The following is a 26,312-nucleotide window of genomic DNA, read 5'->3' as shown; positions in this document are numbered from 1 at the left end:
TTCATTGAAGTAGTCGCTTCGTGGTCAATACTCCCAACGGAGCAAGTTTACCCACGCTCAAAAGGTCGAACCAACCTCTTTATAATACCAAAATCACATTGCTAATTTCAGTAGATTTTTACTAGCATTTATATCTCTATCATGGTGAACACCACAATTTGGACAAGTCCATTCTCTAAGGGCTAGATTTTTTACTTCTTCATTTTTATAGCCGCATTCAGAGCATATCTGGCTACTAGCATAATTACTAGGTGCTATAACTAATTCTCTCCCATACAAATCAGCTTTATATTCTAACATCCTTCTAAATTCTGACCAGCTAGTTTCACTTATAGCTTTTGCTAATTTATGATTTTGCTGCATGTTCTTAACTTTTAAGTCCTCAATAACTATAGATTGGTTTTCTCTAATTAGTTTTATTTATAACTTATGTAAGAAATTTGCCCTTTGATTTGCTATCCTTTCATGTAATTTAGCTACTTTTAATCTTGCTTTATTTCTTAAGTCTTTTTGCAACTTAATTAATCTTCTTTCTGATTTTTTAAGATACTTTTGATTATGCTCTCTATATTCATCTGAGCATATTGCAAGTTCTTTGAGTCCCATATCTACACCTATTTTTTTATCAATTTTAGTCAATTTAATATTTTCTGTATCAACTAATATAGAAACATAGTATTTGCCTCTAGGTGTTTTAGATATAGTACAACTCTTAATTAATCCATCAAATTGTCTATGCTGTTTTATCTTTATCATAGTTTTTAATTTTGGTATTTTTATTTTATTATTTTCAATGTATACAGTACCTTTTTGATTATTAGTTGTATAACTATGATAATTACTTTTCTTACTTTTGAATTTAGGAAATCCTACTGACTTATCTCTAAAAAAGTTCTTATAAGCTTTGTCTAAATTAAATTGTTCATTAGCTAAAGCTAAACTATCAACTTCTTTTAACCAAGAAAATTCAGTCTTATATTGTGCAGGTGTAGGATACTTAATTTGTTTAATATCTAAGTCTTTGTTTTCTTCGTAGGATTTAATTCTATCCGCTAACATTTTATTATAGATAATCTACTACAACCAAATGTTTTAGCTAAATATAATTTTTGTTTTTCATTTGGACAAATTCTATATCTATAAGCCTTTAATATATCCTCACCTCATTTCATCCCTTGATTTTCTATATATTTTTTAACTATATCTATGGTCACGCTCCCGACTGTTATAAGCATTTATGAATTTTGATAACTCACTATTAGAATGTGCTTTGAATAATATCTGAACATGATTTCTATAATATTCCCATTCTACAGTTGTTATATTATAATTTTTACTTATATTATCAAATATATCTTTTAATCTTATACTTACATCATTGATAACTTCTCTTCTACAGTATATTACCAATAATAGGTGGTAATATACTGAGAATACTTAATAATTGTTACTATCTAAATCCATTAGTATCACTATTTTCTGTAATTTAATATAGTATAAGCATGTTGTTTTTACGCATTCATCCCCACCTTACTTCCTTGAAGATGAGGACTTCTGCTAGTTACGTTAAAAATTAATAAGATTACTTAAAGTAAAAAGTAAAATTGTGAATGATTGTCACGTTTCTTAACTATTAATATTTAAAATAATTGAAAACTTCTCCTTTAAAGGAGAAGTCACAACAATCGTCAATTATCAATTGTAAAAACTCTATATCTCATAATTTATTACTTTAAAAAATTATTTTACTTATAAGAGTTGTTATAAAACAAACCACTATTGCAATGGCAGTAGGCATCAAAAATGATACTAATGCCCATTTATTACTGCCGGTTTCTTTTTTAATAGTCCAAATAGTTGTACCACAAGGAAAATGTAATAAAGAAAATAACATGGTATTCAATAATGTTAGATATGTCCAGCCATTGTTAACTAGTATATTCTTAAGCTGCTCTATGCTGTCATGTTCAATCATAACGCCATTTGATAAATATCCCATTAAAAGTATAGGAAGAACTATTTCATTTGCAGGAAGTCCTAATAAAAAAGCCATTAATATATATCCATCAAGACCTATTAGTTTTCCAAAAGGTTGTAAAAAATTAGCAATATGTGCTACTATACTCATATCTCCAATCATTACATTACTTAATATATAGGTTATAAGTCCTGCTGGAGCTGCTACTACCATTGCTCTAAATAATACAAACATAGTTCTATCAATTATTGAAGTATATATAACTCTACCTATTTGAGGTTTTCTATATGGTGGAAGTTCTAAAGTGAAGGAAGAAGGAATTCCTTTTAATATAGTTTTAGATAAAATAAAGGAACTTATTAATGTAATTACTACTCCTAGAACTACTAAAGCCACTACCATTAATGCTGCTACTATAGAATTAGCTCTATCAGATGCAAAAGTGCCTCCTACAAAAATTATAGAAAGAGCTATTAAAGTTGGAAATCTTCCATTACAAGGAACAAAGCTATTAGTTAATATAGCTATTAACCTTTCTCTAGGTGAATCAATGATTCTACAAGCAATAACTCCTGCTGCATTACAACCAAAACCCATACACATAGTTAAGACTTGCTTACCATGACAACAAGCTTTTTTAAATGCTTTATCTAAATTAAAACAAACTCTAGGTAAGTATCCACTATCCTCCAATATAGTGAATAGAGGGAAAAATATAGCCATAGGTGGAAGCATAACTGAAACTACCCAAGCTAAAGTTTTATATACTCCTAAAACTAAAATTTCACGAAGCCATATAGGCAATTTTATTGTAATAAGTAAATTCATAAGTTTATCTTCAAAAGAAAATAGCACCTTAGCTAAAAGCTCCGAGGGTACATTAGCTCCTTCAATAGTTATCCATAGGATTAAAGTTAGCATCAAAAGCATTATAGGAATACCTGTTGCTTTAGAAGTTAATATATTATCTATTTTTTGTTGTTGTAATATTTTATTTTTACTTTTATTAACAGAGTCTCTTACTATATTTTCACATTGCTCATATATATCGGATACAATTATATCCCTTACCTTATTATTTTGTTTCTCTCTAAAATTTTTAATTTCCTCTTCAATTTCTTTATCGTCTACAATAAAATCTTCACTTACATATTTTCTTATAGATTGTTTTATACTCTCATCTCCATCTAACAATCTAAGTGCAGTCCATCTATAATTTATTCCACCATATTTTTTTTCAAGTAACGAAGATATTTTATCTATTTCATTATTAATATCTTCACTATAATTTATTTTTAAAGTTTCTTCCCATTCTTCTTTAAGTACATTTTCATATATAGCTTCTTTTAAATCTCCTATGCCTATTCCACTTCTTGCAGAAGTAGGTATTATAGGTACTTTTAGTTTTTTACTTAATTCATCTATGTCTATTTTTATATTCTTCTTTTTTGCTTCATCCATAAGGTTTAAGCAAACTAAGACTTTAGGAGTAATTTCTAATATTTGAAGCAACAAGTTTAAATTTCTCTCAATACAAGTAGCATCTAAAACTACCACAATTAAATCTGCATTTCCAAAGCAAATATAATCTCTAGCTACCTCTTCTTCTGTCGAACTAGCTAAAAGAGAATAAGTTCCTGGTAAGTCTACTAAGATGAATTCTTTCTCCTTATAATTAAAACTACCTTGAAAATTAACTACTGTTTTTCCAGGCCAATTACCTGTATGTTGTCGAAGTCCTGTTAGAGCATTAAAAACTGTACTTTTTCCTGTGTTGGGATTGCCTGCTACTGCAATAACGTTTTGGTTACCATTTTTCTTATTAACTATTTGAATATCTTTTAAATTTTTCTTTTTAGTAGAATCAAAGGTTAATCCCATAATATACCTCCTAAAGCTTTTCTTCACATACTAATATATTATCTGCCTCTTCTCTTCTTAAAGCTATACAGGTATCTCTTATAAAATAAGCAGTTGGTTCACCTAAAGGTGCTTCTCTTAATACATATAATTCTGTATTAGGAACAAAACCTAAGTCTAATAATCTTTGTTTTGACAGACCCTTTGATAAAATTTCTGAAATTACTACTACAGTTCCAACCTTAACTTCGCTTAATTTTTTAAAATATTTTTCCATTTATTCACCTTCTTTAAATTTAATCTCTATTTTATAATATGTAAAATAATGTATATGGCTACAATTACATATTTTATTGATTTCAAATATAAATTTATAAGAATAAATGCTTTTTTAAATACACACACTATGATTATGAACATAACAATATTTGAATTTAGAAAGAGGGTGTAATTATGAAAAATGATAGTATTATGTGTATAGTTAGTGAATGTAAATATCACTATAAAGAAGATGATTATTGTACATTAAACAAAATAGAAGTTGTAAAACATGAAAATGATGCAAAAACTATACAATGTACAGATTGCGGAAGCTTTGAAAAAGAACAATAATTAACAAAACTATTAGTAATTAAATTTTAAATATGATAAAGGAGATATTCTTATGGATATGAATTCAAGTATAGGATGTACAGTAAGTGAGTGTAAATATCATTATAAAGAAGATAACTATTGCACGTTAAATAGAATTCACATTGTTAAACACGAACCTGAAGCTAAAGTAGTTGAATGTACTGACTGTGGAAGCTTTGAAAAAGATCATTAATAAATAAAAAATAGCATGATAAGTGCTATTTTTTATTTTCTTTTAGATACCTTAATTTATAAAATTCTACTTTATATGATATAATTACCAATAGGATATTGGTGCTTTTAATAGAATTAAATTATTGATTTAATTCTATGTAAAAATTTGATGATTTATTTTAAATATTTATATTGAAAATCTAGGATATAAGTATCCAAGAATGCATATGTCTTTAAGAGAGTATTTTTATGCAAGGCTTTATAAAATATTAAAATTATTCTTATATAAAGTTGGTAATTTTGGTGCTTGTAACTAATTTGTAAACCATAATAATCAATATTTATTTATACTAAATGTTGATTGAGACCTATGAAATGAAATAACTGGTTAATTACTTTTTGAATATTCTTAAATATGTACAAACTATAAATTAAAAGGAGAGTTGTTATGTTAGAGGTATCATCACGTAGAGCATCTAGACGAAAAAAATCTTCTAAGCGTAGAAGAATAATTGTAGCTACTTTATGTGCTATCTTATTATTACTATTTCCATTTACTAATTCTAAAATAAAAAAATATAATGAAGAAAATAATAAATTAAAAACGGAAATAGAAAAATTTGAAAAAGAAGCTACTGATTTAAAATCTAAAAATAGTAAATTAAATCAATCTAAAACTGAATTGGAAAATAAAATTAACTCTCTTCCGAAGAGTTCAAATTAAATATTAAGGAGGATGCGTTATGGGGAAAAAGAGTACAGGCTTTAACATAAAAAAAATATTGCTATTATCTTTCATATTATTAACCCTATCTGTTACTATTTTTAGTCAAGTAAGAGTTATAATGGCCGTATCTCAAAATAAAAGATTACATAATAAAATTGAAGAAATAAAAGTTTCTAAAGAAACTCTAACAAAAGAAAATGAAAATTTACAAATTGAAGTACAAAATAAACAAAAAAATTATGAACAAGCACTTTCAAAAGTTAAAATTGCTTATTTAACTTTTGATGATGGTCCATCTAAGCATACTAAAAATATTTTAGACACCTTAGATAAGTATAACATTAAGGCTACATTCTTTGTAAATCATAAAGATGGTATGGATGATTTATATAAAGAGATTGTTAATCGTGGACATGTTTTAGCAAATCATACTTCTTCTCATAATTACAGCAAAGTTTATCGTACAAAAGAAAGTTTTGTAGAAGACGTACAAAAACTCGATAATGAACTCAAAACAATTACGGGAAAAGAACCTTCTAAAATTTTAAGATTTCCGGGTGGTTCAAATAATACAATAAGTTTAAACTATAATAATGGTGCAAATTTCATGAAGGAATTAGCTCAGCATATGACTGATTTAGGCTACACCTTCTATGATTGGAATGTAGACTCAATGGATGCAGCCACCTTTAGACAAGATAAAAATATAATTGTTAATAGAGTATTAGAAGATGCTAAATATGTTAAGCACGCCAATATATTAATGCATGATTTAGATCCAAAAGACACTACGCCAGAAGCACTTCCTGAAATAATTGAAGGATTGAAAGCTCAAGGCTTTATATTTGAATCACTAAACCATGAATCACCTAAAGCACAATTTACAGAAGTTATTGAAAAGAAATAATTTAAGCCCCAATATTGGGGCTTTCTTAGTTTTAATTATTTAATATGTTTTTTAATTCATTTATATCTGTTATAGGAGTTTTACAATTGTAATTTTCACATACATAAATAGTAGTTTTATTATCTATCATCTCTTTTGAATCTAAAATCATGTTGCTTTCTTTTCCTCTTAAAGTTACCAAAGTAAAAGGATTATATTTATTATTTATCTCCTTTAAAATACTATCAATTTCTTCTTTCTTATCTCCTACAATAGTTATTTCTCTTACACTATATTCTCTATACATATAAGCTATTACTGAAAATAAATAATACATAGGATTTTCCTTTATTTTTCCTCCAAAGACTTTAAAGTTTTTATCTACTATATCTATATATTTATCCTTCCCTGTAATATAATAAAGCTTTAAAAGAGCTAATGAGGCTACTCCATTTCCGGAAGGTATAGCTCCATCATAGATTTCCTTAGGTCTTACAATTAATTCCTCATCATCACTACCATATAAGAAGAATCCTCCATTTTCTTCATCCCAAAATAGTTCTATCATTTCATTACTTAATTCTATTGCACTTTCTAAATATTCTATTTTAAAAGTACTTTCATAACATTCTATAATAGCCCAAATTAAGAAAGAATAGTCATCAATAATACCTTTGTGCGCTCTATGTTTATCTCTATATCTAGTATATAAGCGCCCCTTTTCATCTATTAAATTATTTAAAATAAAGTTCAATGCTTTTTCGCTAAACTCTATATACTCTTTATTATCTAGGAGCCTTCCACCTAAAGCTAATGAAGTTATCATTAATCCATTCCAAGAAGTCAATATTTTATCATCTTTATGTGGATGAATTCTTTCATCTCTATAATTAAAAAGCTTTTTTCTTATAGTTTCTAATTGTTCTCTATATGGACTTAACTCTTTTAAATCTGTATCTATAAGGTTTGGTATATTGGCTCCTTCAAAGTTTCCATCACTTGTTATATCATAAAGTCTAGTATATAAGCTAAATTCTTCTTCATTTAATATATTTTCTATTTCTTCTAAACTCCATAAATAGAATTTACCTTCTACTCCTTCAGAATCAGCATCTTCCGCAGAGTAAAATCCACCTTCTGAAGAAACCATATCCCTTAAAACATAAGTAAATATATTATCTGCCACTTTTTTATAAAGTTCCTTTCCAGTTAGTTTATAAGCTTCTGCATAAGCCATGGCTAAAAGAGCATTATCATATAACATCTTTTCAAAGTGAGGAAGTAACCATCTTATATCTGTAGCATATCTAGCAAAGCCAAATCCTACATGATCAAAAATACCGCCTTTATACATTCCCTCTAAAGTTTTATCTATAATTCTTAGGACTTCCTCATCCTTATTCTTCTCATAATACCTTAATAAGAATAATATATAATGAGTGGTTGGAAATTTAGGTTCTTTTCCAAATCCACCATACTGTCCTTCAAAATGTTCTTTCAATTCATCTACTGCTTTATCTATAACCTCTCTACTTAAATTTCCTTCCTCTATATTACTAGAGTGATTTCTCATATAATTTAAGAGATTTTCGCTAGATTGTAATACCCTTTTATTGTCTTCTGTCCATAATTGATTTATAGAATTTAAAATTTCAATAATTCCTTTTATACCAAACCTGCTTTTTTTAGGAAAATATGTACCTGCAAAAAAAGGTTTTCTATCTGGAGTTGTGACTATATTAAGTGGCCATCCACCACTACCAGTATAAGCCTGACAAAAATTCATATATATACTGTCTATATCTGGTCTTTCTTCCCTATCAACCTTTATAGCAACGTAATTGTCATTCAATACCTTTGCTACTTCCTCATCCTCAAAAGATTCTCCTTCCATAACATGGCACCAATGGCAGGTAGAATAACCTATACTCAAAAAGATAGGTTTATTTTCCCTCTTAGCTTTTTCAAAAGCTTCTTCACCCCATGGATACCAGTCTACAGGGTTATAAGCATGCTGTAATAGGTATGGTGATTTTTCATTTATCAATCTATTTGCCTTTCTTACTTCTGTTTGTTCTTTTTCAGATAATGTCATTATATGCCCCTCCATTTTTTCATATTTTGTTTTAGTATTCCAACGTTTCAATCTGAGTATTCAGTAACATAAAAATGCCACATTATTCAAACTTCAATTACTTTAAACTCCTTGTAGATAACATTAAATACTATAGATAAACTACTTTTAAAATTAATGTATAACTAATATAGCTACACCCTTAAGTATTCTAATTTACAATTTCCAATGCAAAATTCACAATTAAGGTGGAAATTATTTTTAATCAAAATAATTTCTTTAATGGATTTTTTAACTAGTAATACTAATAACTTGATTAACCCCCATACAATGTTATGCTTATATTTGACATCATATATAACCTTTGATAAACACATATCTTTTGTTCAACTCCAATGAAAATTTTATAGAGCACTTTACCAAGGAATAATATACAAAACTTCTAATTCCAAACATAAAAATGAACCTTTTATTATGTCGCGACAATATATATATGAAAACATATTTAGAAAGGAAAGTTTAATTATACTGAAAGGAGGATTTACGTGAACATTGCAGATTTAAATGATCTTATTGAATTGCATGGTAAAGCCATCTATAGCTTTTGTCACAATCTTACGAAAAACCAGTCTGATACAGATGACTTATATCAAGAAACATTTCTGAAAGCGATGGAGTTGTGCCATAAAATTGATAAAGATAATAATCCTAAAGGATTTCTCATTTCCATTGCAATAGGGCTATGGAAAAACAATCGCCGTAAATATGCCCGGCGACAAAAAATAGCTCCAATAGAGAAACTTAGTGAAGATATAAACAATGGTTACGTATTCAAGGATACACTAACCCCTGAAAATATAGTTATATCCAATGAACTATGCATTATGATACGGACTGCAACAGATAAACTGGATAATAAATTAAAAATTCCTTTGTATATGTACTATACTGCAGAAATGTCAAATGAAGAAATAGCATCAGCACTAAAGATTCCGCTTGGAACCGTAAAAAGCAGGCTTCATAAGGCTCGAAGAGTCTTAAAAGGCAATTTAATGGAGGTTAGTAAATATGAAGAACTCTGAGCAATTAGATCAGCTGTTGAAGCAAGCTCTTTCTCCAACAGTTGAACCCAGTGAAGATTTAAATCAAAAAATTATAAACCAATTAAAGGAGAATAATATTATGAAACCAGTTTATAAAAAAAGGATATCCGTTGCACTAATCGCTGCTGCACTTACCCTTGCAATGTCTATAACAGCATTTGCTGCCTTACATCTTCTCAACTCAAAACAAGTTACTGAGCACCTTGGAAATCAAAAGCTTGCTCATGCATTTGACAGTAAAAATGCAATTAAAATAAACGAATCAGTCGTTTCAGGTGGATATAATTTTAATTTGCTTGGAATCGTATCAGGTAGAGGTTTAAGCGACTTTAGAAGTTCCGCAGAGGATATACATCCAGATAGAACCTACGCCGTAGTGTCAATAACAAAGCAAGATGGTAGTAAAATGCCTAATACCCAAGATGAAGAGTATGGTAAAGTTCCATTTTTTATTTCTTCTCTAATAAAAGGTCAAAAGCCATGGCTAGTTAACATAGCCTCTATGAATGGTGGATATAGCGAATTTGTAATTGATGGAGTTATGTACAGATTAATTGAATGTGACGATGTTGAAATGTTTGCCGACAGAGGACTTTATCTTTGCATAAGCACTAGCAGTTTCTATGATGTGAATGCTTTTAACTATAATGAAAAAACTGGTGAAATCACTCCTAATACTGATTACAATGGTGCTAACGCTCTATTCAACTTACCTCTTGATGTAACAAAAGCTAATAATAAAAAAGCTGAAAAATATCTACAAGAATTATTAAAATAAGCAAAAGTAAATTTTAAAACTAGTGAAAAAATAGCAGTTAATCGAGAAAAAATTTACAAATACTATTACAATAATCGTGTCCATAAAATATTAAAATCAGAAATCCGCTGCTATTCAATTATCAAGAGATACTAATAAATCAATTATTAGTAGGATATTAAAATTGTATTAACTTATGGTTATCCACAGGTGATAATATTCATCACCTGTAATTTACTTTAATATATTCTTGAATCTAATATACTACATCCCTAATTATAAAACATGTATTATCATTGGCTATCACATACATATCTCATCAGCATATTTACCTCATTTCATGAACATTACTCCTATTTTCTCAGATAATCTATTAACTCTATAAATTCTTATTATATTAAAATCATAATTAAATTAAATAATATAAATTACCCACTTCTGATTATTTAATAATTTTTTATGATAAAATGTCGAAAAATATTTGCTTAATGCAATTATTAATGCTAAAATGAGTGTGTAAAATCGAATAATTATGAAATAGGTTTAATAGATTTTTAATATCTATTGATTAAAAGGGAAGTGGGTTAAAATCCCACGCGGTCTCGCCACTGTAATAGATGAGTTCCTGCAATTATGCCACTGGGAAACTGGGAAGGCTGTAGGAATGTTGATGCTTAAGCCAGAAGACCTGCCTATTTTAATGTACTAATAACTCTACGAGCGATGGGGTGGTATAAATGTTTAAAAAATGTTTTTTGAATAAATAGCCCTTTAACTGTCGTTAAAGGGCTATTATTTATGAGGAAACAATTTATTTTATAGGAGGAAAAAATGAAAATAGCTATTGGGGTATGTGAAAAAATTAATGGAATATGTACAACCATGGGATGTTTTAAAGCTTTAAATAATAGAGAAAAACACTTTAGTACATATAAAAATGAAAATTTAGAACTTATGTCCTTCTTTACCTGCGATGCATGTTCGAATAATTCTGATAAAAATTTAATGAATATTGCTAAAAAATTAGAACAAGCAGGAGTAGAAAGACTTCATTTTGGTGTTTGTGTTGTTAGATGTGAAAGTCAAAGAACTAAAGAAATAAAGGCAATATTTGAAGAACATCATATAGAAGTAGTAGAAGGCACTCATTAAAAATATTAATAAATGTACAAGGGAGAGAAAAATTAGATGAAAAAGGTAATAAGCGCAATTTTAGTGGGACTTATGGTATTGGGAGCAACTGGATGTAGTAATAAAAATACAGAAACTACACCTAAAACAGAAAGTAAGGTAGAAGATAACAACAAACAATCTTCACATTATCCTGTTACAATTACAACTTATAATTATGCTAAAGAACCTGTAAAAGTTACATTTGAAAAATCACCTGAAAAGGTTGTTGCAGTATATCAAAATTCAATAGAGACATTACTAGCACTAGGATTACAAAATAAAATTGTTGCTGCTTCTGGATTAGATCACGATGTTAAAGAAGAATATAAGGATGCTTTTAGCAAAATAAAATATTATGAAAAAGTACCTACAAAAGAAGAAGTTATTGGTTTACAACCTGACTTCATATTGAGCTGGTATTCTCTGTTTGATGAAAAAAGACTTGGAGATGTAGGTTTCTGGCATGAAAGAAATGTAAATACATATATGTCTCAAAACAGTGGTGTTATTAGCCCAAATACACTACAAAATGAATATGATGATATTTTAAACATGGGTAAAATTTTTGATGTAGAAGACAAAGCTAATGAAATAGTTAACACAATGAAAAGTGAAATAGACAAGGCTAAAGATTTTGTTAAAGGCAAAGAGTCTGTTAAAGCAGTGATTTTAGAAGTACAAAAAGATGGTGTATATAGAATTTATGGAGAAGATAGTATAGGTGGAGACATAGCAAAACAAGTTGGAGCAGATTTAGTTGCAAAATCTAATGGTAAAATAGGAAATGAAGATTTAGTAAAACTTAACCCTGATGTAATTTTTACTGTTTATTATGGAGAAGCAATTGATAGAGATTCTGCATTAAAATCTATTATGCACAATCCTGCACTTTCAAGCGTTTCTGCTGTAAAATCAAAACGTGTTAATTCTATAATGTTAAGTGAAGTTTATTCTAGTGGTATAAGAACACTAGATGGTATAAAAACAATTTCAAAAGGATTATATCCTGAGTTATACGGAAATAAATAAAATGAAAAAAAATTGTAAAGATAATACACAAAATGGATTACTTAATGGAACACCTGCTTATATAGGTGTTTCCATTATACTTGTAATTATATTGTTTTTTTCTATTCTAATAACTGTAACTATGGGTTCTGTGGATATTTCCGTAAAAGATGTATATGAGATTATAATGTACAAACTATTTAGCATTGGAAATCCGGAGCTTTTATCAAGTGGCCCTGTATATGATATTGTTTGGTTTATAAGGCTTCCAAGAATTATTTTGGCAGTTGCTGTAGGCATAGGTCTTTCAGTATCTGGAGTAACCATGCAAGCAATTGTAAAAAATCCTCTAGCAGATCCTTATATATTAGGAATTTCTTCTGGTGCATCTCTAGGAGCTACATTAGCTATTATGCTTGGGGTAGGTATCTTTTTGGGTAGTAATTATGTAGGTATATGTGCTTTTATAGGTGCATTTGCAATATCAATACTGGTATTAACCCTTGCAAATGTAAATGGAAGAGCCAATTCAACAAAACTTCTTTTAGCTGGTATGGCATTAAGTACTGTGTGCTCAGCATTTTCAAGTTTTATTGTATATTTTTCTAATAATAAAGATGCTGCGCAAACTATAGCCTATTGGTTGATGGGAAGTCTTGCTGGTGCAAAATGGGAAAATATAATAATAATTTTTCCACTTGTAATATTGGCTACATTATTTTTTATTACCCAATATAGAACACTTAATTTGATGTTACTTGGTGATGAAGTTTCTATAACTTTAGGTACAGATTTACATAAGTATCGCCAACTTTATCTAATCATCATATCTATAATAATTGGGTTTATAGTATACTCGTCAGGAACGATTGGATTTGTAGGACTTATTATCCCACACCTTACAAGAATGGTATTTGGAACGGATCACAAAAGAATTATTATATTATCGGCATTGATAGGAGCTATATTTATGGTTTGGGCAGATGTACTATCTAGAATCATAATACCTGGGAATGAACTACCAATAGGAATATTGATTTCTATAATAGGTGCTCCAGTATTTATATATCTTATGGTAAGTAAGTCATATGGATTTGGAGGTAATGCTTAATGGAAGTAAAAACTTTAGATTTAGAAGCTCATTTAGGAGAAAATCATATCTTAAAGGGATTAAACATTCATGCAGACAGAAAGGAATTTGTAGGCATTATAGGACCTAATGGTAGTGGTAAAAGCACACTTTTAAAATGTATATATCGAACTTTAAAACCTTCTACAGGCGCTATATTTTTAGATAATAAGAATATCAAAGATTTTTCTATGAAGGAAAGTGCAAAAAAAATGGCTGTGGTGTCTCAACATAATAATTATAATTTTGATTTTTCTGTTTCAGACATGGTTTTAATGGGACGATCACCCCATAAAAAATTTATAGAAAAAGATAATGCTGAAGACTACAAAATTATGGAAGAGTCTTTAGCTAAGGTAGGTATGTCAAGTTATGCTAATCGAAGCTTTTCAAGTTTATCGGGAGGAGAAAAGCAAAGAATAATCCTTGCAAGGGCTTTAGCACAAAAAACAGAATGTCTTATTTTAGACGAACCTACAAATCATTTAGATATAAAATATCAGCTTCAATTCATGGCTACTGTAAAAGAACTTGGTATCACAGTTATATCTGCTATCCATGATTTAAATATTGCGGCTTTATATTGTGATAAAATTTATGCTATGAAATCAGGAAAAATTGTTAGCTATGGAGCTCCAAAGGAAGTTCTAACTGTGGAGCTAATAAAATCTTTGTATGAGGTCGATGCTAAGGTTATGATCGATAAAGAAACTGACATTTTAAATATCATATATAGGTCGCCTTATATAAAATAATAAACTTTAGTAATAAGCCTTGAGTTTTATGACATTGACTTCTTACTTTTTTAATATTATACCTTTTGCATTTTTATATAATCATTTCTTAATAACTATTATTAAAAAATATAAGAAACCCATCTATTTAAATATAGATGGGCTTTTGTTTTATGATGATGCTCTCATTGGCTCATCATAAGATTTATCGTCATTTTTAATATTAGTTTTCTTCTTAAGTCTAACTTCTGGCTCTCTAGGTAATCCAAATTTCGGAATAAGTCTGTCAAGTCCAGTTAAAGTAAGTAATAATAATGATACTACTGTAATTACTGCCATTATATTGTATTTAATAAATGAGAATGGTGTAAATGTATACAATGGATATACAGCATTTGAAATAGCTACATAAAAGCTTAAATATACATGCCATGGAATCAATTGAGATCCAAAAACTCCTAATGAACTCGAGAATATAGAGTTTCTTATTTTTAACTCATATATTGCTTCTTCGCTACCTTCAACATTATCATCTACTAATTCTTTAATTATAGGTCCTATAGTTACAATTTGTGCCATTTCATCTGCAAGCAATGCATTACCAAGTATTGATAAACATCCATTCCAGAACATAAGTTGTCTAACATTTTTAGAGATACGTATAACAAGCTTCGATATTGGCTCAAATGCTTTCATTTTTGCCATTATACCTCCAAATGCACCAACCCACATCATCATAACGATTACACTTTGTCCAGCTTCAGAAAAACCACCTTTTACTAACTCTAAAAACTCTGGTAATGCAGTAGTTCCTGCAAATGATCCAAGAATAAATGAAGATATTATACCTATAGATAAACATGCTAATGTAGATATTCCTTTAGCAGCTGCTATTATAACAAGGATTAATGGTATTACCATATATATAGGTACTCCATCCTTAACTTGATTCAACAAATCTACTGCTGCTGGTCTTTCTTGTCCTAAAGTAGCCCAAACCTCTTTTGGAATTGCATCTATTGCAGAAGCTGCATTAACAGTTGAATCATTTGGAAGATTTAGAACTACACTTAATATGTAGAAACCTATAGCTCCGAGAACGAAACACAAACCAGCCCAGCCAACTTGTCTTTTTATTCTATCAATTATTTCTACTTTTTGAATTTCAGAGCTAACAACTGTTGTGTCAGATATTAATCCTATATTATCTCCAAAACAAGCTCCTCCTGCTATAGCAGCTACTGTTACTAGAATATCTCCTCCAACTATGTGAGAAAGCCATAGAAAAATTGGTGCACATGCTGCAAAAGTTCCCCAAGATGTTCCTGTTGCTATTGACAATATTCCAGTAACCGCAAATCCTGTAACAGCAACAGTTCTTGCTGTTAGTCCAAGTTTTAAAGCTACATTAACTATAGCTGCGCCAACTCCAGTCGCCATAAACGCAGCTGCCATCGCATACGCAAACATTAGTATAAAGAATACTAATTGCATAGATTTAACGTTTTCAACTGAGCAGTCTACAATCTCATTAAATTTGATTTTTTCTGTTACATATGCCATAATTGCAGCCCAGCAAGTTGCAAGTGGAGCTGCTATTAAAACATCCATTCCACCCATCATCAAGCCTACTAAAACTGCAATTGGCGAAAGTTTCATAATCCCGCTTAAAAAAGTCAATTCAAATTCCTCCTTTTGTCAACAAAAATCGTCAACTTAAATGAAAATATTTTTACATATTTTTCACAATTAAAATTTTTGTATAAATACATTATATTAGTATAAATAAAATAATTCAATATTTTATAAGAATTCTAATAATTTGTTAATAATTTGTATACATAATATGAAAAAAACAACATTTCTTTCAATTAAATGGTATAAAATATTATTATAAATATAATTTCATAATAATATCAAGTATAATTTTAATTAAAAATTTTAGAATATAAAATTTAAAATATTTGTATTATTAATTGCAATACCTCATATAAATAAGTAAAAATGCCAAAAATAAATTTCATAATTGTGAAAAAATTATGTTTTCAACAAATTTTAAAGAAAATTATCCATAGTTCATTTTTTATTTAAAAAAAATTCATATAATTTTATGTCTCAAATATTTTTATACATTTATCGTTTATAATTATAATTAAAAGTTTAAAATTTAGCAAGAATTTTTTCAATAAATTTTAAATTGTTTTAAGTTTCTTACTATAATCATTATATTTTTCCTATTATATTGATAAAACTTATACAATTGCTATAGGGTTATTTAGTCAAAATTTAGCGAAAATTTGATTTATCCATTTTTTAATTTATATAACATTGAAATTTTATGTAATAAATGGTAATATTAATTTAAATATATAAAAAATAACTGTTAAAATATAGGAAGTATATTTAATGTCACATAAGAAAATGGGGACTAAATGATGGCCTAGCTACTATTAATCCTTATGATGGAAACATTCTACAAAATAGACAAGCATATTAACTAGTTATTTTTTTGAATATAATTTATAAAGGAGAGATTTTTATGACAGAAGTTTCTTACAAAAAAAGTGAAAACAAATTTATTAGTAAAACATTTCTTTATATGACTATGGGATTAGTTATAACTTTTGCTATTGCATATTTAGTATCAAGTAGTGAAGCTTGTATGAATTTAATATATTCTAGTGGTGCTTCACTTTTTGTAGTATGTGCTATAGAGATCGGATTAGTTGTAATAATAAACAAACAGTTAGAAAATATTTCTACTAATACAGCGCTTGCATTGTTTTTATTATATTCAGCTGTTAGTGGAATAACTTTTGCAACAATATTTGCTCTTTATGACTTAAGTTCTATTATAACGGTGTTTATTATAGCTGCGATAATGTTTTTCTGTTGTAGTATGATTGGTTTAACATCAAAAAGAGATTTATCAACTGTAGGAAGAATTTGTATTATGGCACTTGTAGGAATTATTGTAGCAAGTATTGCAAATTTTTTTATAGGTTCAACTGGACTTTATAATTCAATAAGTTATATAGGATTATTCTTATTCTGTGGCTTAACAGCATATGATATGCAAAAAATTAAACTTATACATCAAGATTCTTATGAATTTGATAAAGAAAATTTAAATAAATTTGCTATAGTTGCTGCTCTAGAACTTTACCTTGATTTAATAAACTTATTTATTTATCTTTTAAGATTAATAGGAAAACGAAGATAAGATAAAAAATGTCCTAAATTTTTGAATTTAGGACATTTTTTTATTGAATAGATAAAATAGTATTAAATATTATTTATTTTTTAAACTAAGGGATGCTCTATAATTTTTTAAGATAAGAAATTACAATCATATATTTACTAAAACTAGTATCTGAATAATCAACTATATTCACAATTTTAGGAAATTGAATTTTCATATTAATACTTAATAGTGTTGAATCTGTAAAACCATAGCAAGAATTGCTGAATAGTACTCTGTGGTACAATTTACCTGCTGTTAAAAATGGATATGTATATCTTGTTGATAATATGAAATGGAATTCTGAAGATGCTTTTACAAGGGAAAAATTATTAGAAGAACTTCCTAGAATTCTAAGAAAATAATTCTTCTCAGCCTTAAGACTCAATGAATTTACATAGTTTCAATTGATATATAATTTAATTTTTCATTTAATTATAAGTTTATGATCGTAATCACTTAAATTTGCTACACTGCTAAATTATAAATAATTTAATAGTCCTATTTATAATAATTCATGTAAAACCCATAACTAATCAGCATGTTGACTAGTTATGGGCTTCACATGAATTAAACTATAAGATTAAAAATAGTAACTAATTCTATCTAATATTATTCCAAAGCATAAAATCATTATAGCTATGAACATTAATACATTTTGAAATTTAATTACCTTAAACTTTTCTTTCCATTGTTTCTCATATATTAACGGTCTCCTAGAATCCCGTTTTAGTATAAGTCCTGAAAATATTAATAATCCAAATGCTCCTATAATAAATAAGGTACTTTTCATAATATCTAAGGTACCTTTAATATCAATCCCATTTACTAAAATAGAGCCTAAGCCGGATATTATTATTAATACTAAAGAAACAATCATACCTACTAAAATCGATTTAATTATATCTTTAAAATAACTCATAACTTTACTCATAATAAAATCTTATCCCCATCCTTTGTATATAAAATACAAAAAAATATTCACTAGTTAATTATTTATTTGCTTATAGCTAATATAAATGACATGCAACTAAATGATTGGGAGCTACTTCCTTAAGTTTTGGCGCTTCTTTTTTGCATATATCCTTCACATATTTACATCTTTTCATGAACTTACATCCTTGTGGAGGATTTATGGGACTAGGTACATCTCCTTCAAGCATAATTCTCTCTCTTGCTCTTTCAACTAAAGGATCCGGTATTGGTATTGCAGATAGAAGTGCTTGAGTATACGGATGAACTGGATTTTTATATAGTTCTTTACTATCTGTAAATTCCACAACAGCTCCAAGATACATAACTGCAACTCTATTTGATATATGCTTAACCATAGCTAAATCGTGAGCAATAAACAAATAGGTAAGTCCCATATCCCTTTGTAATCTTTTTAAAAGATTTACAACTTGTGCCTGTATAGATACATCTAAAGCAGATATTGGTTCATCACACATTATAAACTTAGGTTCTACTGCTAAGGCTCTTGCTATACCTATTCTTTGTCTTTGTCCTCCTGAAAACTCATGAACAAATCTATTAGCATGTTCTTTATTAAGTCCAACTAATTTTAATAGTTCGTTTACCCTCTCTGTTCTTTCACTGGAATTTGATGCTAATCCATGTATATCTATACCTTCAGCTATTATATCTCCTACTGTCATCCTTGGATTTAAAGAAGCATATGGATCTTGGAAAATTATTTGTACTTCTTTAGCAAAAAGCCTCTTTTCCTTTCCTGATAGCTTGTGTACATCCCTTCCTTTATAGATAACACTTCCATCAGTTTTGTTATACATTCCTGTGCAGGTTCTTCCGCAGGTGGTTTTTCCACATCCAGACTCTCCAACAAGTCCTATAGTTTCACCTTCATATATATCAAAACTTACATCATCTACTGCTTTTAAAACAGCATTCTTACCTACTTTAAAATATTTCTTAAGGTTTTTAACCTCCATTATTAGATTATTATTTGCTTCCACTAATAGACACCTCCGCTTTAAAACCATTCTCTATTTTAGGAGCCATTGGATGATAAATCCAACATGAAGCAGTATGTTCTTCCTCAAATTCTGTTAATGGTGGTTCTTCCCTTAAGCATATATTCATGCAATATTTGCACCTTGACGCAAATCCACATCCCTTAGGAGGTTTAATTAAGTCTGGTGGTGTACCTTGTATTGATACTAGTTCTTCATTCCCTTCACTATCAAGCCTTGGTACCGCTTTAAGTAACGCCCAAGTATAAGGATGCTTAGGATTATAAAATATCTCCTCATAACTTCCTTTTTCTACTAATTTACCAGCATACATAACAAATATCCTATCAACTAAATTTGCCACTACCCCAAGATCATGAGTAATTAATATAATAGACATTCCTAATTTTTCTTGCAGATTTTTTAAAATATCTATTATTTGAGCTTGTATAGTAACGTCTAATGCAGTGGTTGGTTCATCTGCTATAAGTATGCTAGGACTGCAGGCAAGTGCTATTGCAATCATAGCCCTTTGTCTCATACCTCCAGAAAACTCATGGGGATATTGATTAATTCTCTTATCTGCATTAGGTATACCTACTAACTCTAACATTTTTTGGGCTTCATTTAATGCTTCTGCCTTACTCAATTTTCTATGAATCATCAAATTTTCAGCAATTTGTTTTCCCACTTTCATGGTTGGATTTAGAGCCGTCAATGCATCCTGAAAAATCATGCTGCATTCTTCTCCTCTAAAATCCTGCCATTGCTTCTCTGAAAAATTTAATATATTTTCACCTTTATAAATAATTTCGCTTCCCTCTTTTATTTCTCCTGGAGGAGATTGAATTAAGCCCATTATAGATTTTGCTGTAACTGTTTTACCGCATCCTGACTCTCCAACTATTGCAATACATTCCCCTTTGTCTACATCAAAGGACATACCTCTAACTGATTGAACTTCCCCAGCATAGGTGTGGTATGATACTCTTAAGTTCCTAACTTCCAATTGTTTTTTCATAATTTCCCCTCCTATTATTGACGAAGTCTTGGATCAAGTGCGTCTCTAAGGCCGTCACCAAGCAAGTTAAAAGCAAGTACTGTAATACATAGTGCAAGTGATGGAAATAAAAGCTGTGTTGGATAAAATGCCATAACATCTCTTCCATAAGCTATAAGTGAACCCCAGCTTGTATTTGGAGCTTGAAGTCCTATACCAAGGAAACTAAGACCTGCCTCTGCAAAAATATATGATGGTATACTAGATGCTATATTTAATATTAATACTCCTATGGTATTAGGAATAAAGTGTTTTATTATAATCCTCTTAGGAGATGCTCCTAAAACCTGTGCTGCTAAAACATATTCACTTTCCCTTAGCTGCATTAACTGTCCTCTTATTAGCCTAGCTGTACCGCACCATGAAGTAATGGTTAAAGCAATAGTTAATGGTACATAACCATTACCGAACACCATCGTCATAAGAATTATTAATAATAGCTCTGGAACACTTGTGATTACCTCTATGACTCTCATCATAACTTCATCAATCCATCCTCCAAAATATGCCATTACGCCGCCATATAATGATCCTAAAATTACCTGTATTATAGTTGCTACAACTCCTATGGCAATAGATATTCTGCCAGCAAACCAAACTCTTGAAAATAAATCTCTTCCAGTTCTATCTGTACCAAACCAATGTTCTGCAGAAGGAGGCATGTCTCCTAATTCACTATTCATTTGTATGAATTCTTTTCCATTGATATATGGTCCTACTATAACCATAATCATTAAAAGTACTAACACCACTAGTGAAGTCATTGCCACAGGATTTTTTTTCAGTCTTCTCCAGGCATCTTGAAAATAGCTTATATTAGGTCTATTAATCACATCACTGTCTGCATTTTCACATCCAATTACTTTAAAATCGTCAGCCTTAAATTCAGCCATACAGCTTCCCTCCCTATCTCTTTCCACCAGTAATTCTAATTCTTGGGTCTACCACAGTGTATAAAATATCTGTTATAAATATACATATAATATACATTGCTGTGATGATTATGGTATGTCCCATAACCATTGGTAAATCCTGAGCTTGTACCGCAGTTATATAGTAAAGCCCTAATCCTGGTATTGAAAATACTCTTTCGATAAAGAAAGCACCTGTTATACATAGAGCTAATGTCATAGGTAAATAGGTAACTAATGGTATAAAAGAATTTCTAAGTATATGTCTTGTTACTACTTTTGTATTTGATAATCCCTTAGATCTAGCCGTTAATACATAGTCTTGATTTACTACATCTAACATAGATGTCTTTAAAAGTCTTGAATAGGATGCAATATATCCAAAGCATCCAGAAAGTGTAGGTAAAATTGTGTATTTCCATCCTCCAAACCATAAATCTTTACCTCTAGGCCAACCTATTATCGGAAACCATTTTAAATTTCCTGCAAATATTTTTTGAAGCCCTAGAGCAAAAATAAAACTTGGAACAGATATAAATAAAATTGCTACTGTTACTATGGTACGATCAATCCATGTTCCCCTATTCATTGCAGCAAGAATTCCTAATATAAGTCCTAAACTAAGTCCTACTATAACTTGTTGTATACCAAGTCTTGCAGATGCAGGAAGTTTTTCTTTTATTACAGATTTAACAGTCTGCCCTGGATAGACTATTGATTGTCCAAAATCTCCATGAAGTATTCCACTCATAGTTTTCATATATCTCTCACCAACCGGCTTATTATATCCATATTTTTCATACATTGCTTCTTTTATATTATCTGGCAATCTTTCAACTTTTTGCATGAGTGGATCTCCAGGAATTGCTTCAAGCAAGAAGAATGTAGCTGTTGCTATTATAAATAATATAAGTAACATTTCTAAAAACCTTCTAATGGTATAACGAATCATAAAGCACCCTCCTTATTTAATTAATGCACAGGACTTTTTATACCCTGTGCATATATATTATTAATTTCTACCTTCAGTATATGCCCATCTCCACTCGTAATCTGGTCCAAATTTAGGAGTCATAAAATTCTTAATATAATTTTGTGTAAATCTCCTTGTATCAGTATAATATAGTGGTGATACTGCAGCTTCATCTTTTATTAATATATCTTCAAGCTTTTGAAGTTTTTCTAGTCTCTTATTTTGATCTGTTTCTGTTAAAAGTTCTCTGCATATCTTATCGTATTCTGCATTGCTGAATTTTATATCATTATTACCATTATTAGTTTCAAACTGGTCTAAGAAATTTATTGGATCATTAAAATCTGCGCTCCATCCAAAGAATGAAATATCATAATCTGAATCAAGTACTGCTTTCTTCCAAATTCCATAGTCAGGGGCAACTTCAACATTTACTTTTACACCTAAATTTTTTTCAAGTTGTTGTTGATACCATTCGTGTTCTTGCTTAGAAGCAGTTGAAGTTCCACGAGCAAGATATTTAAGTTTTATTTGACTTAAATCATTAATGTCTTTTCCTAATTCTTTAAGGCCTTCTTTAAATAATGCTTGTAATTTTTCGGGATTATTTTTATATTCATCTGACATTTCTTTTAATGACTCTGTAGCCTTTTCTCTATAGTTATCTTCCCCTATATCTATAGCTTTTGGAACAAAAGCATAAGCAGGAGTAAATCTGCCACTAAGTGTATTTACATAATCTTCTCTATCTATTGATAATGATACCGCTTGCCTTATTTTGTTATTACTCATTATTCCACTTGGACCGCCTTTAACATTTAATCCAAAATACCAATTACCTGGTGCTTCTCCTGTTGCTGCTTGAAATTTACCTTCTTCAGCCATTTCTGTCCATTTTTTGATGTACTCTTGTGTAGAACCTGTGACATCTAATTCGTGAGCTTCAAACAATTGAGCTTGAGTTGAAAATTCCTCGATTTTGTTCATTTCAACTTTTTCTATAAATACATTTTCTGCATCCCAATAATCTTGATTTTTCTCTAAAACTAATGAATTATTTTTAATTAGATCTGTTATTTTATAAGGTCCAGAATAAACTTGTTTTGTATAATCTGTATTCCAATTTTCTCCGCCTTTTTCAATAATATCGAGTCTAATTGGATAGAAAGATGAATGGACTAATTTCTTTTCAAAGTAAACAGTTGGTCTTTCAAGTGTTATAACTAAGGTATTGTCATCCTTAGCCTCAACTCCTACATCTTCCACCTTTCCTGTTCCCTTATTATATGCTTCTGCACCTTTTATATCGTATAAGAAATACGCATAAGGAAATGCATTGTTTTTATCTAATATTCTTCTATAAGAATCCACAAAGTGCTGAGCAGTAAACTTTACTCCATCACTCCACTTCATGTCTCTTATTTTAAAAGTGTAAACAAGCCCATCATCAGAAACGGACCAGTTTTCTGCCGCCGCAGGTTCTAGTACATCCTTTCCATCTACAACCTTTGCCCTAACTAATCCCTCTTGAGTTGCCGCAAGTATTGTATGGGAAGATGTGTCTTGACATTCATTAGGGTCAAATGTTTGAGGGTCAAATAGTATAGTCTTTAAGTATTGCTCCTCATCTTTTTTACCTTCAGTTACTTCTGTTGTATTTTTTGGCTCTGTTTTTTCCCCACTATCAGAGTCTTTACTACAACCAGAAAATGCTAGTAAAGATCCTGCCATCACAATAGCTGTTAATAAAATACTAAGCCATTTTTTTGATTTCATTTTTTTACCCCCTCTTTAAAATAAAATATATTTAAACCCTGAAGACTTATCCTCTATTTCTATCAGAGTTTAAAACAAAGCTTTAAAATTTTAGATGGTTAATAAAACTAGCAATTTTATCCACATAATAAATAATTTATTGCATTTGAATATCTTCAATTTACAAAACCTATTTAAAGATCAATAATTTCAACTTATATTTTATTGTTTATCATAATGAATTTTTTATTAATATTTTCCATACATTTTGTAATTTATTCAATTATATGTATTTAAATTAGTATATATCCCTAAAAATCATTATCTTCGTTAATAAATGTCTAATTACCAACTCAAATAATTTAATAATATGAATTTAATTTCTAAATATTAATTCAGATATTCTTTTAAAAAATTAAAATAGAAATAATTATGATAAATGAAAATTAAAATCTATTTTTTATCTATTTTTACAAAATTGATAATATTTTGAACTTTAATACTATAATACCATATTTTTCTCTATATTCAAATAATATATATTCGAGTAAATTTTTATTATATGTATTTATATTGAAAATATATCTATTTTTTTGACTTTACAGCTGCTTTTAATTAAAATTTAATTCGAATTTATATAACATAATCTTACATATAAGAAAGTTTTTTAATAACTCTTTCTGAAAACTTTATAGAAATAAAATAAACTCATAACTATAAAATTTATAATTATGAGTCTATAACTATATGGTTCAATAATGAAGATTTAACTTATACATGATTTAATTTCGATAACATTTTTTACTTTGAATTAAAAATTAATGATAAAAAATGAAATATTATATTTAAACCTCCATTCTTAAAGGCTTTAGAGTTTTTAGAATAACTTTTTTTAAGTTTTCACATTAATTTATAATAATTAATTTTAAGCTATATATTTTTTATTATATTAATAATATTTTCTTTACTTATATTTTTATCCTGTGCTACAACTTCACCATTTTTAGTATATATTAAAAGAGGTGCTTCTACAGTACCAAGCCTTGAAGCAAGACTTGCATTTTTATAAACGTCAATTTTGCTTACTTTAACTATGTCTGACATTTCTTTTTCTACTTCTTCTATCTCAGTAAGCAATGTTCGACTTTCCTCATCAATTGGAGACCATAGATATATTAATCCTATTTTTTCACTCTGCATAATTTCACTTTCAAACACTTCTGATTCTGCCATATATTTTTCTGCTCCAACTCCTGCTATAGCACCATCTCCAACTGCTGTAGCAACTTGCTTTAGAAATTTATCTCTAACATCCCCTACTGCAAATACACCTTCAATATTTGTTTCCATTTTCTCATTTGTTGTGATATATCCTTGTTTAGTTAAAGTAATTTGTTCTTTAAATATCTCAGTGTTAGGTAGATAACCTATAAATAAGAAACATCCATCTACTGAAACATCTGATAAATATCCAGTTTTAGTATTCTTTAAAACAACTTTATTTAATCTATCTTCTCCTTCAAAAGAATTTACTACAGTATTCCACATAAATTCCATTTTTGGGTTTTTCATAGCCTGTTCTTGAGCTATTTTATTTGCATCCATAATACCTTCATCATGAATTACAGAAACTACAACTTTTTTTGCAAATTTAGTAAGAAACATTCCCTCTTCTATCGCTGCATCGCCACTTCCAATAACCATAACAGTCTTATCTGTATAATATGCTGCATCACAAGTAGCACAGAAAGATATACCTTTGTCATATAGGAATTTTTCTTCATTAGCAGCATTGGTTAGTCTTGGCTTTCCTCCTGTAGATATGATAACAGTTTTAGCATGATAAGTTACTCTAAAAGTTTCTACTAATTTGTCTTTTCCTTGAAGATTAACAGCTTTAACATCTGTTAGCTTAAAGTTAACTCCAAAATTTTTAGCTTGTTTATGAAAAAGATTCATAAGTTCTGTTCCAGTGGTTCCTTCTGGAAAACCTGGATAGTTTGCCATTTCATTTGTATAAGTAGCTAGTCCACCAACTAAGGATTTTTCTATTAAAAGAGTTTTAAGTCTAGCTCTTCCACAATATATTGCTGAAGTTAAACCAGAGGCACCTCCACCAATAATTACCACATCATAATATTCATGTTTTTTCTCCACTATAAA

General features: G+C 29.1%; 24 protein-coding genes, 1 pseudogene and 1 riboswitch. Of the genes and pseudogenes, 12 read left to right on the top strand and 13 right to left on the bottom strand.

Annotated elements, in window-relative coordinates; translation table 11 throughout:
* Positions 1-93: 93 nt before the first annotated feature.
* From tnpB to ACWPW7_RS06710, 4 genes and pseudogenes are all read right to left on the bottom strand, one after another.
* A pseudogene (gene tnpB, locus ACWPW7_RS06725) lies at positions 94-1,154 on the bottom strand (IS200/IS605 family element RNA-guided endonuclease TnpB).
* Positions 1,155-1,194: 40 nt separating this feature from the next.
* Positions 1,195-1,410, bottom strand: coding sequence for a transposase (locus ACWPW7_RS06720; RefSeq protein WP_454052883.1), 216 nt, complete (start codon positions 1,408-1,410; stop codon positions 1,195-1,197).
* 322 nt (positions 1,411-1,732) lie between these two features.
* Positions 1,733-3,859: a ferrous iron transport protein B gene (gene feoB, locus ACWPW7_RS06715; protein WP_454052882.1), complete on the bottom strand. Its 2,127-nt coding sequence runs from the start codon at positions 3,857-3,859 to the stop codon at positions 1,733-1,735.
* 10 nt (positions 3,860-3,869) lie between these two features.
* Complete coding sequence (locus tag ACWPW7_RS06710) at positions 3,870-4,115, bottom strand: FeoA family protein (protein WP_454052881.1); 246 nt, start codon at positions 4,113-4,115, stop codon at positions 3,870-3,872.
* A 176-nt stretch (positions 4,116-4,291) separates the two neighbouring features.
* Here ACWPW7_RS06710 and ACWPW7_RS06705 point away from each other — a divergent pair, with 176 nt between their 5' ends.
* The 4 genes from ACWPW7_RS06705 to ACWPW7_RS06690 all read left to right on the top strand — a co-directional run bounded on the left by ACWPW7_RS06705 (position 4,292) and on the right by ACWPW7_RS06690 (position 6,279).
* Positions 4,292-4,450, top strand: a complete 159-nt coding sequence (locus tag ACWPW7_RS06705) for a DUF1540 domain-containing protein (protein ID WP_291568388.1) — start codon at positions 4,292-4,294, stop codon at positions 4,448-4,450.
* 52 nt (positions 4,451-4,502) lie between these two features.
* On the top strand, positions 4,503-4,664 hold the full coding sequence (locus tag ACWPW7_RS06700; RefSeq protein ID WP_291568386.1) for a DUF1540 domain-containing protein: 162 nt from the start codon (positions 4,503-4,505) through the stop codon (positions 4,662-4,664).
* A 429-nt stretch (positions 4,665-5,093) separates the two neighbouring features.
* The gene (locus ACWPW7_RS06695) at positions 5,094-5,369 is read left to right on the top strand and encodes a hypothetical protein (protein WP_454052880.1); all 276 of its coding nucleotides are present in this window, start codon (positions 5,094-5,096) and stop codon (positions 5,367-5,369) included.
* Between the two features lie 19 nt (positions 5,370-5,388).
* Positions 5,389-6,279 (top strand): polysaccharide deacetylase family protein, encoded by an 891-nt coding sequence (locus ACWPW7_RS06690; RefSeq protein ID WP_454052879.1) that lies wholly within the window; start codon positions 5,389-5,391, stop codon positions 6,277-6,279.
* Positions 6,280-6,310: 31 nt separating this feature from the next.
* On the opposite strand, the gene ACWPW7_RS06685 is transcribed toward ACWPW7_RS06690, so the two are convergent.
* A complete protein-coding gene (locus ACWPW7_RS06685; RefSeq protein ID WP_454052878.1) occupies positions 6,311-8,353 on the bottom strand; it encodes a thioredoxin domain-containing protein in 2,043 nt (680 codons plus the stop codon).
* A 524-nt stretch (positions 8,354-8,877) separates the two neighbouring features.
* Between ACWPW7_RS06685 and ACWPW7_RS06680 the strand changes: the two genes are divergently transcribed.
* The 6 genes from ACWPW7_RS06680 to ACWPW7_RS06655 all read left to right on the top strand — a co-directional run bounded on the left by ACWPW7_RS06680 (position 8,878) and on the right by ACWPW7_RS06655 (position 14,257).
* Positions 8,878-9,414, top strand: coding sequence for an RNA polymerase sigma factor (locus tag ACWPW7_RS06680; RefSeq protein ID WP_454052877.1), 537 nt, complete (start codon positions 8,878-8,880; stop codon positions 9,412-9,414).
* On the top strand, positions 9,401-10,213 hold the full coding sequence (locus ACWPW7_RS06675; RefSeq protein WP_454052876.1) for a hypothetical protein: 813 nt from the start codon (positions 9,401-9,403) through the stop codon (positions 10,211-10,213). Before ACWPW7_RS06680 ends, ACWPW7_RS06675 begins: the two co-directional genes overlap by 14 nt.
* 501 nt (positions 10,214-10,714) lie before the next feature.
* Positions 10,715-10,902: riboswitch (cobalamin riboswitch) on the top strand.
* 121 nt (positions 10,903-11,023) lie between these two features.
* Positions 11,024-11,344 carry a CGGC domain-containing protein gene (locus ACWPW7_RS06670; RefSeq protein ID WP_454052875.1) on the top strand — a complete coding sequence of 107 codons (321 nt, stop codon included), beginning with the start codon at positions 11,024-11,026 and terminating at the stop codon, positions 11,342-11,344.
* A gap of 36 nt (positions 11,345-11,380) precedes the next feature.
* Positions 11,381-12,394 carry an ABC transporter substrate-binding protein gene (locus tag ACWPW7_RS06665; protein ID WP_454052874.1) on the top strand — a complete coding sequence of 338 codons (1,014 nt, stop codon included), beginning with the start codon at positions 11,381-11,383 and terminating at the stop codon, positions 12,392-12,394.
* Between the two features lies 1 nt (position 12,395).
* Entirely contained in the window at positions 12,396-13,484 is a 1,089-nt protein-coding gene (locus tag ACWPW7_RS06660) for a FecCD family ABC transporter permease (protein WP_454052873.1), read from the top strand.
* Positions 13,484-14,257 carry an ABC transporter ATP-binding protein gene (locus ACWPW7_RS06655; RefSeq protein ID WP_454052872.1) on the top strand — a complete coding sequence of 258 codons (774 nt, stop codon included), beginning with the start codon at positions 13,484-13,486 and terminating at the stop codon, positions 14,255-14,257. Before ACWPW7_RS06660 ends, ACWPW7_RS06655 begins: the two co-directional genes overlap by 1 nt.
* Before the next feature lie 150 nt (positions 14,258-14,407).
* Here ACWPW7_RS06655 and ACWPW7_RS06650 read toward each other — a convergent pair whose 3' ends face one another.
* Complete coding sequence (locus ACWPW7_RS06650; protein WP_454052871.1) at positions 14,408-15,916, bottom strand: Na+/H+ antiporter NhaC family protein; 1,509 nt, start codon at positions 15,914-15,916, stop codon at positions 14,408-14,410.
* Positions 15,917-16,775: 859 nt separating this feature from the next.
* Here ACWPW7_RS06650 and ACWPW7_RS06645 point away from each other — a divergent pair.
* Together ACWPW7_RS06645 and ACWPW7_RS06640 are read left to right on the top strand one after the other, a co-directional pair.
* Positions 16,776-17,459, top strand: a complete 684-nt coding sequence (locus ACWPW7_RS06645) for a Bax inhibitor-1/YccA family protein (protein ID WP_454052870.1) — start codon at positions 16,776-16,778, stop codon at positions 17,457-17,459.
* A 239-nt stretch (positions 17,460-17,698) separates the two neighbouring features.
* The gene (locus ACWPW7_RS06640) at positions 17,699-17,842 is read left to right on the top strand and encodes a hypothetical protein (RefSeq protein ID WP_454052869.1); all 144 of its coding nucleotides are present in this window, start codon (positions 17,699-17,701) and stop codon (positions 17,840-17,842) included.
* 218 nt (positions 17,843-18,060) lie between these two features.
* Here the strand turns inward: ACWPW7_RS06640 and ACWPW7_RS06635 are convergent, their stop codons facing one another.
* The 7 genes from ACWPW7_RS06635 to ACWPW7_RS06605 form a co-directional block, all read right to left on the bottom strand.
* Positions 18,061-18,411 carry a hypothetical protein gene (locus ACWPW7_RS06635; RefSeq protein ID WP_454052868.1) on the bottom strand — a complete coding sequence of 117 codons (351 nt, stop codon included), beginning with the start codon at positions 18,409-18,411 and terminating at the stop codon, positions 18,061-18,063.
* 76 nt (positions 18,412-18,487) lie between these two features.
* Positions 18,488-19,480 (bottom strand): ABC transporter ATP-binding protein, encoded by a 993-nt coding sequence (locus ACWPW7_RS06630; RefSeq protein WP_454052867.1) that lies wholly within the window; start codon positions 19,478-19,480, stop codon positions 18,488-18,490.
* A complete protein-coding gene (locus tag ACWPW7_RS06625) occupies positions 19,440-20,471 on the bottom strand; it encodes an ABC transporter ATP-binding protein (protein WP_291559625.1) in 1,032 nt (343 codons plus the stop codon). The genes ACWPW7_RS06630 and ACWPW7_RS06625 overlap by 41 nt, the downstream gene beginning before the upstream one ends.
* A 14-nt stretch (positions 20,472-20,485) precedes the next feature.
* Positions 20,486-21,403 (bottom strand): ABC transporter permease, encoded by a 918-nt coding sequence (locus ACWPW7_RS06620; protein WP_454052866.1) that lies wholly within the window; start codon positions 21,401-21,403, stop codon positions 20,486-20,488.
* A 13-nt stretch (positions 21,404-21,416) separates the two neighbouring features.
* A complete protein-coding gene (locus ACWPW7_RS06615; RefSeq protein ID WP_291559623.1) occupies positions 21,417-22,373 on the bottom strand; it encodes an ABC transporter permease in 957 nt (318 codons plus the stop codon).
* A gap of 60 nt (positions 22,374-22,433) precedes the next feature.
* Complete coding sequence (locus tag ACWPW7_RS06610; protein WP_454052865.1) at positions 22,434-24,170, bottom strand: peptide ABC transporter substrate-binding protein; 1,737 nt, start codon at positions 24,168-24,170, stop codon at positions 22,434-22,436.
* A gap of 909 nt (positions 24,171-25,079) precedes the next feature.
* Positions 25,080-26,306, bottom strand: a complete 1,227-nt coding sequence (locus tag ACWPW7_RS06605; RefSeq protein ID WP_454052864.1) for an FAD-dependent oxidoreductase — start codon at positions 26,304-26,306, stop codon at positions 25,080-25,082.
* Positions 26,307-26,312: the final 6 nt, after the last annotated feature.

The organism is Clostridium sp. Marseille-Q7071, assembly GCF_965112025.1.
The sequence above is the reverse complement of the archived record's forward strand: the minus strand, read 5'-3'. Positions and strand labels throughout refer to the sequence as shown.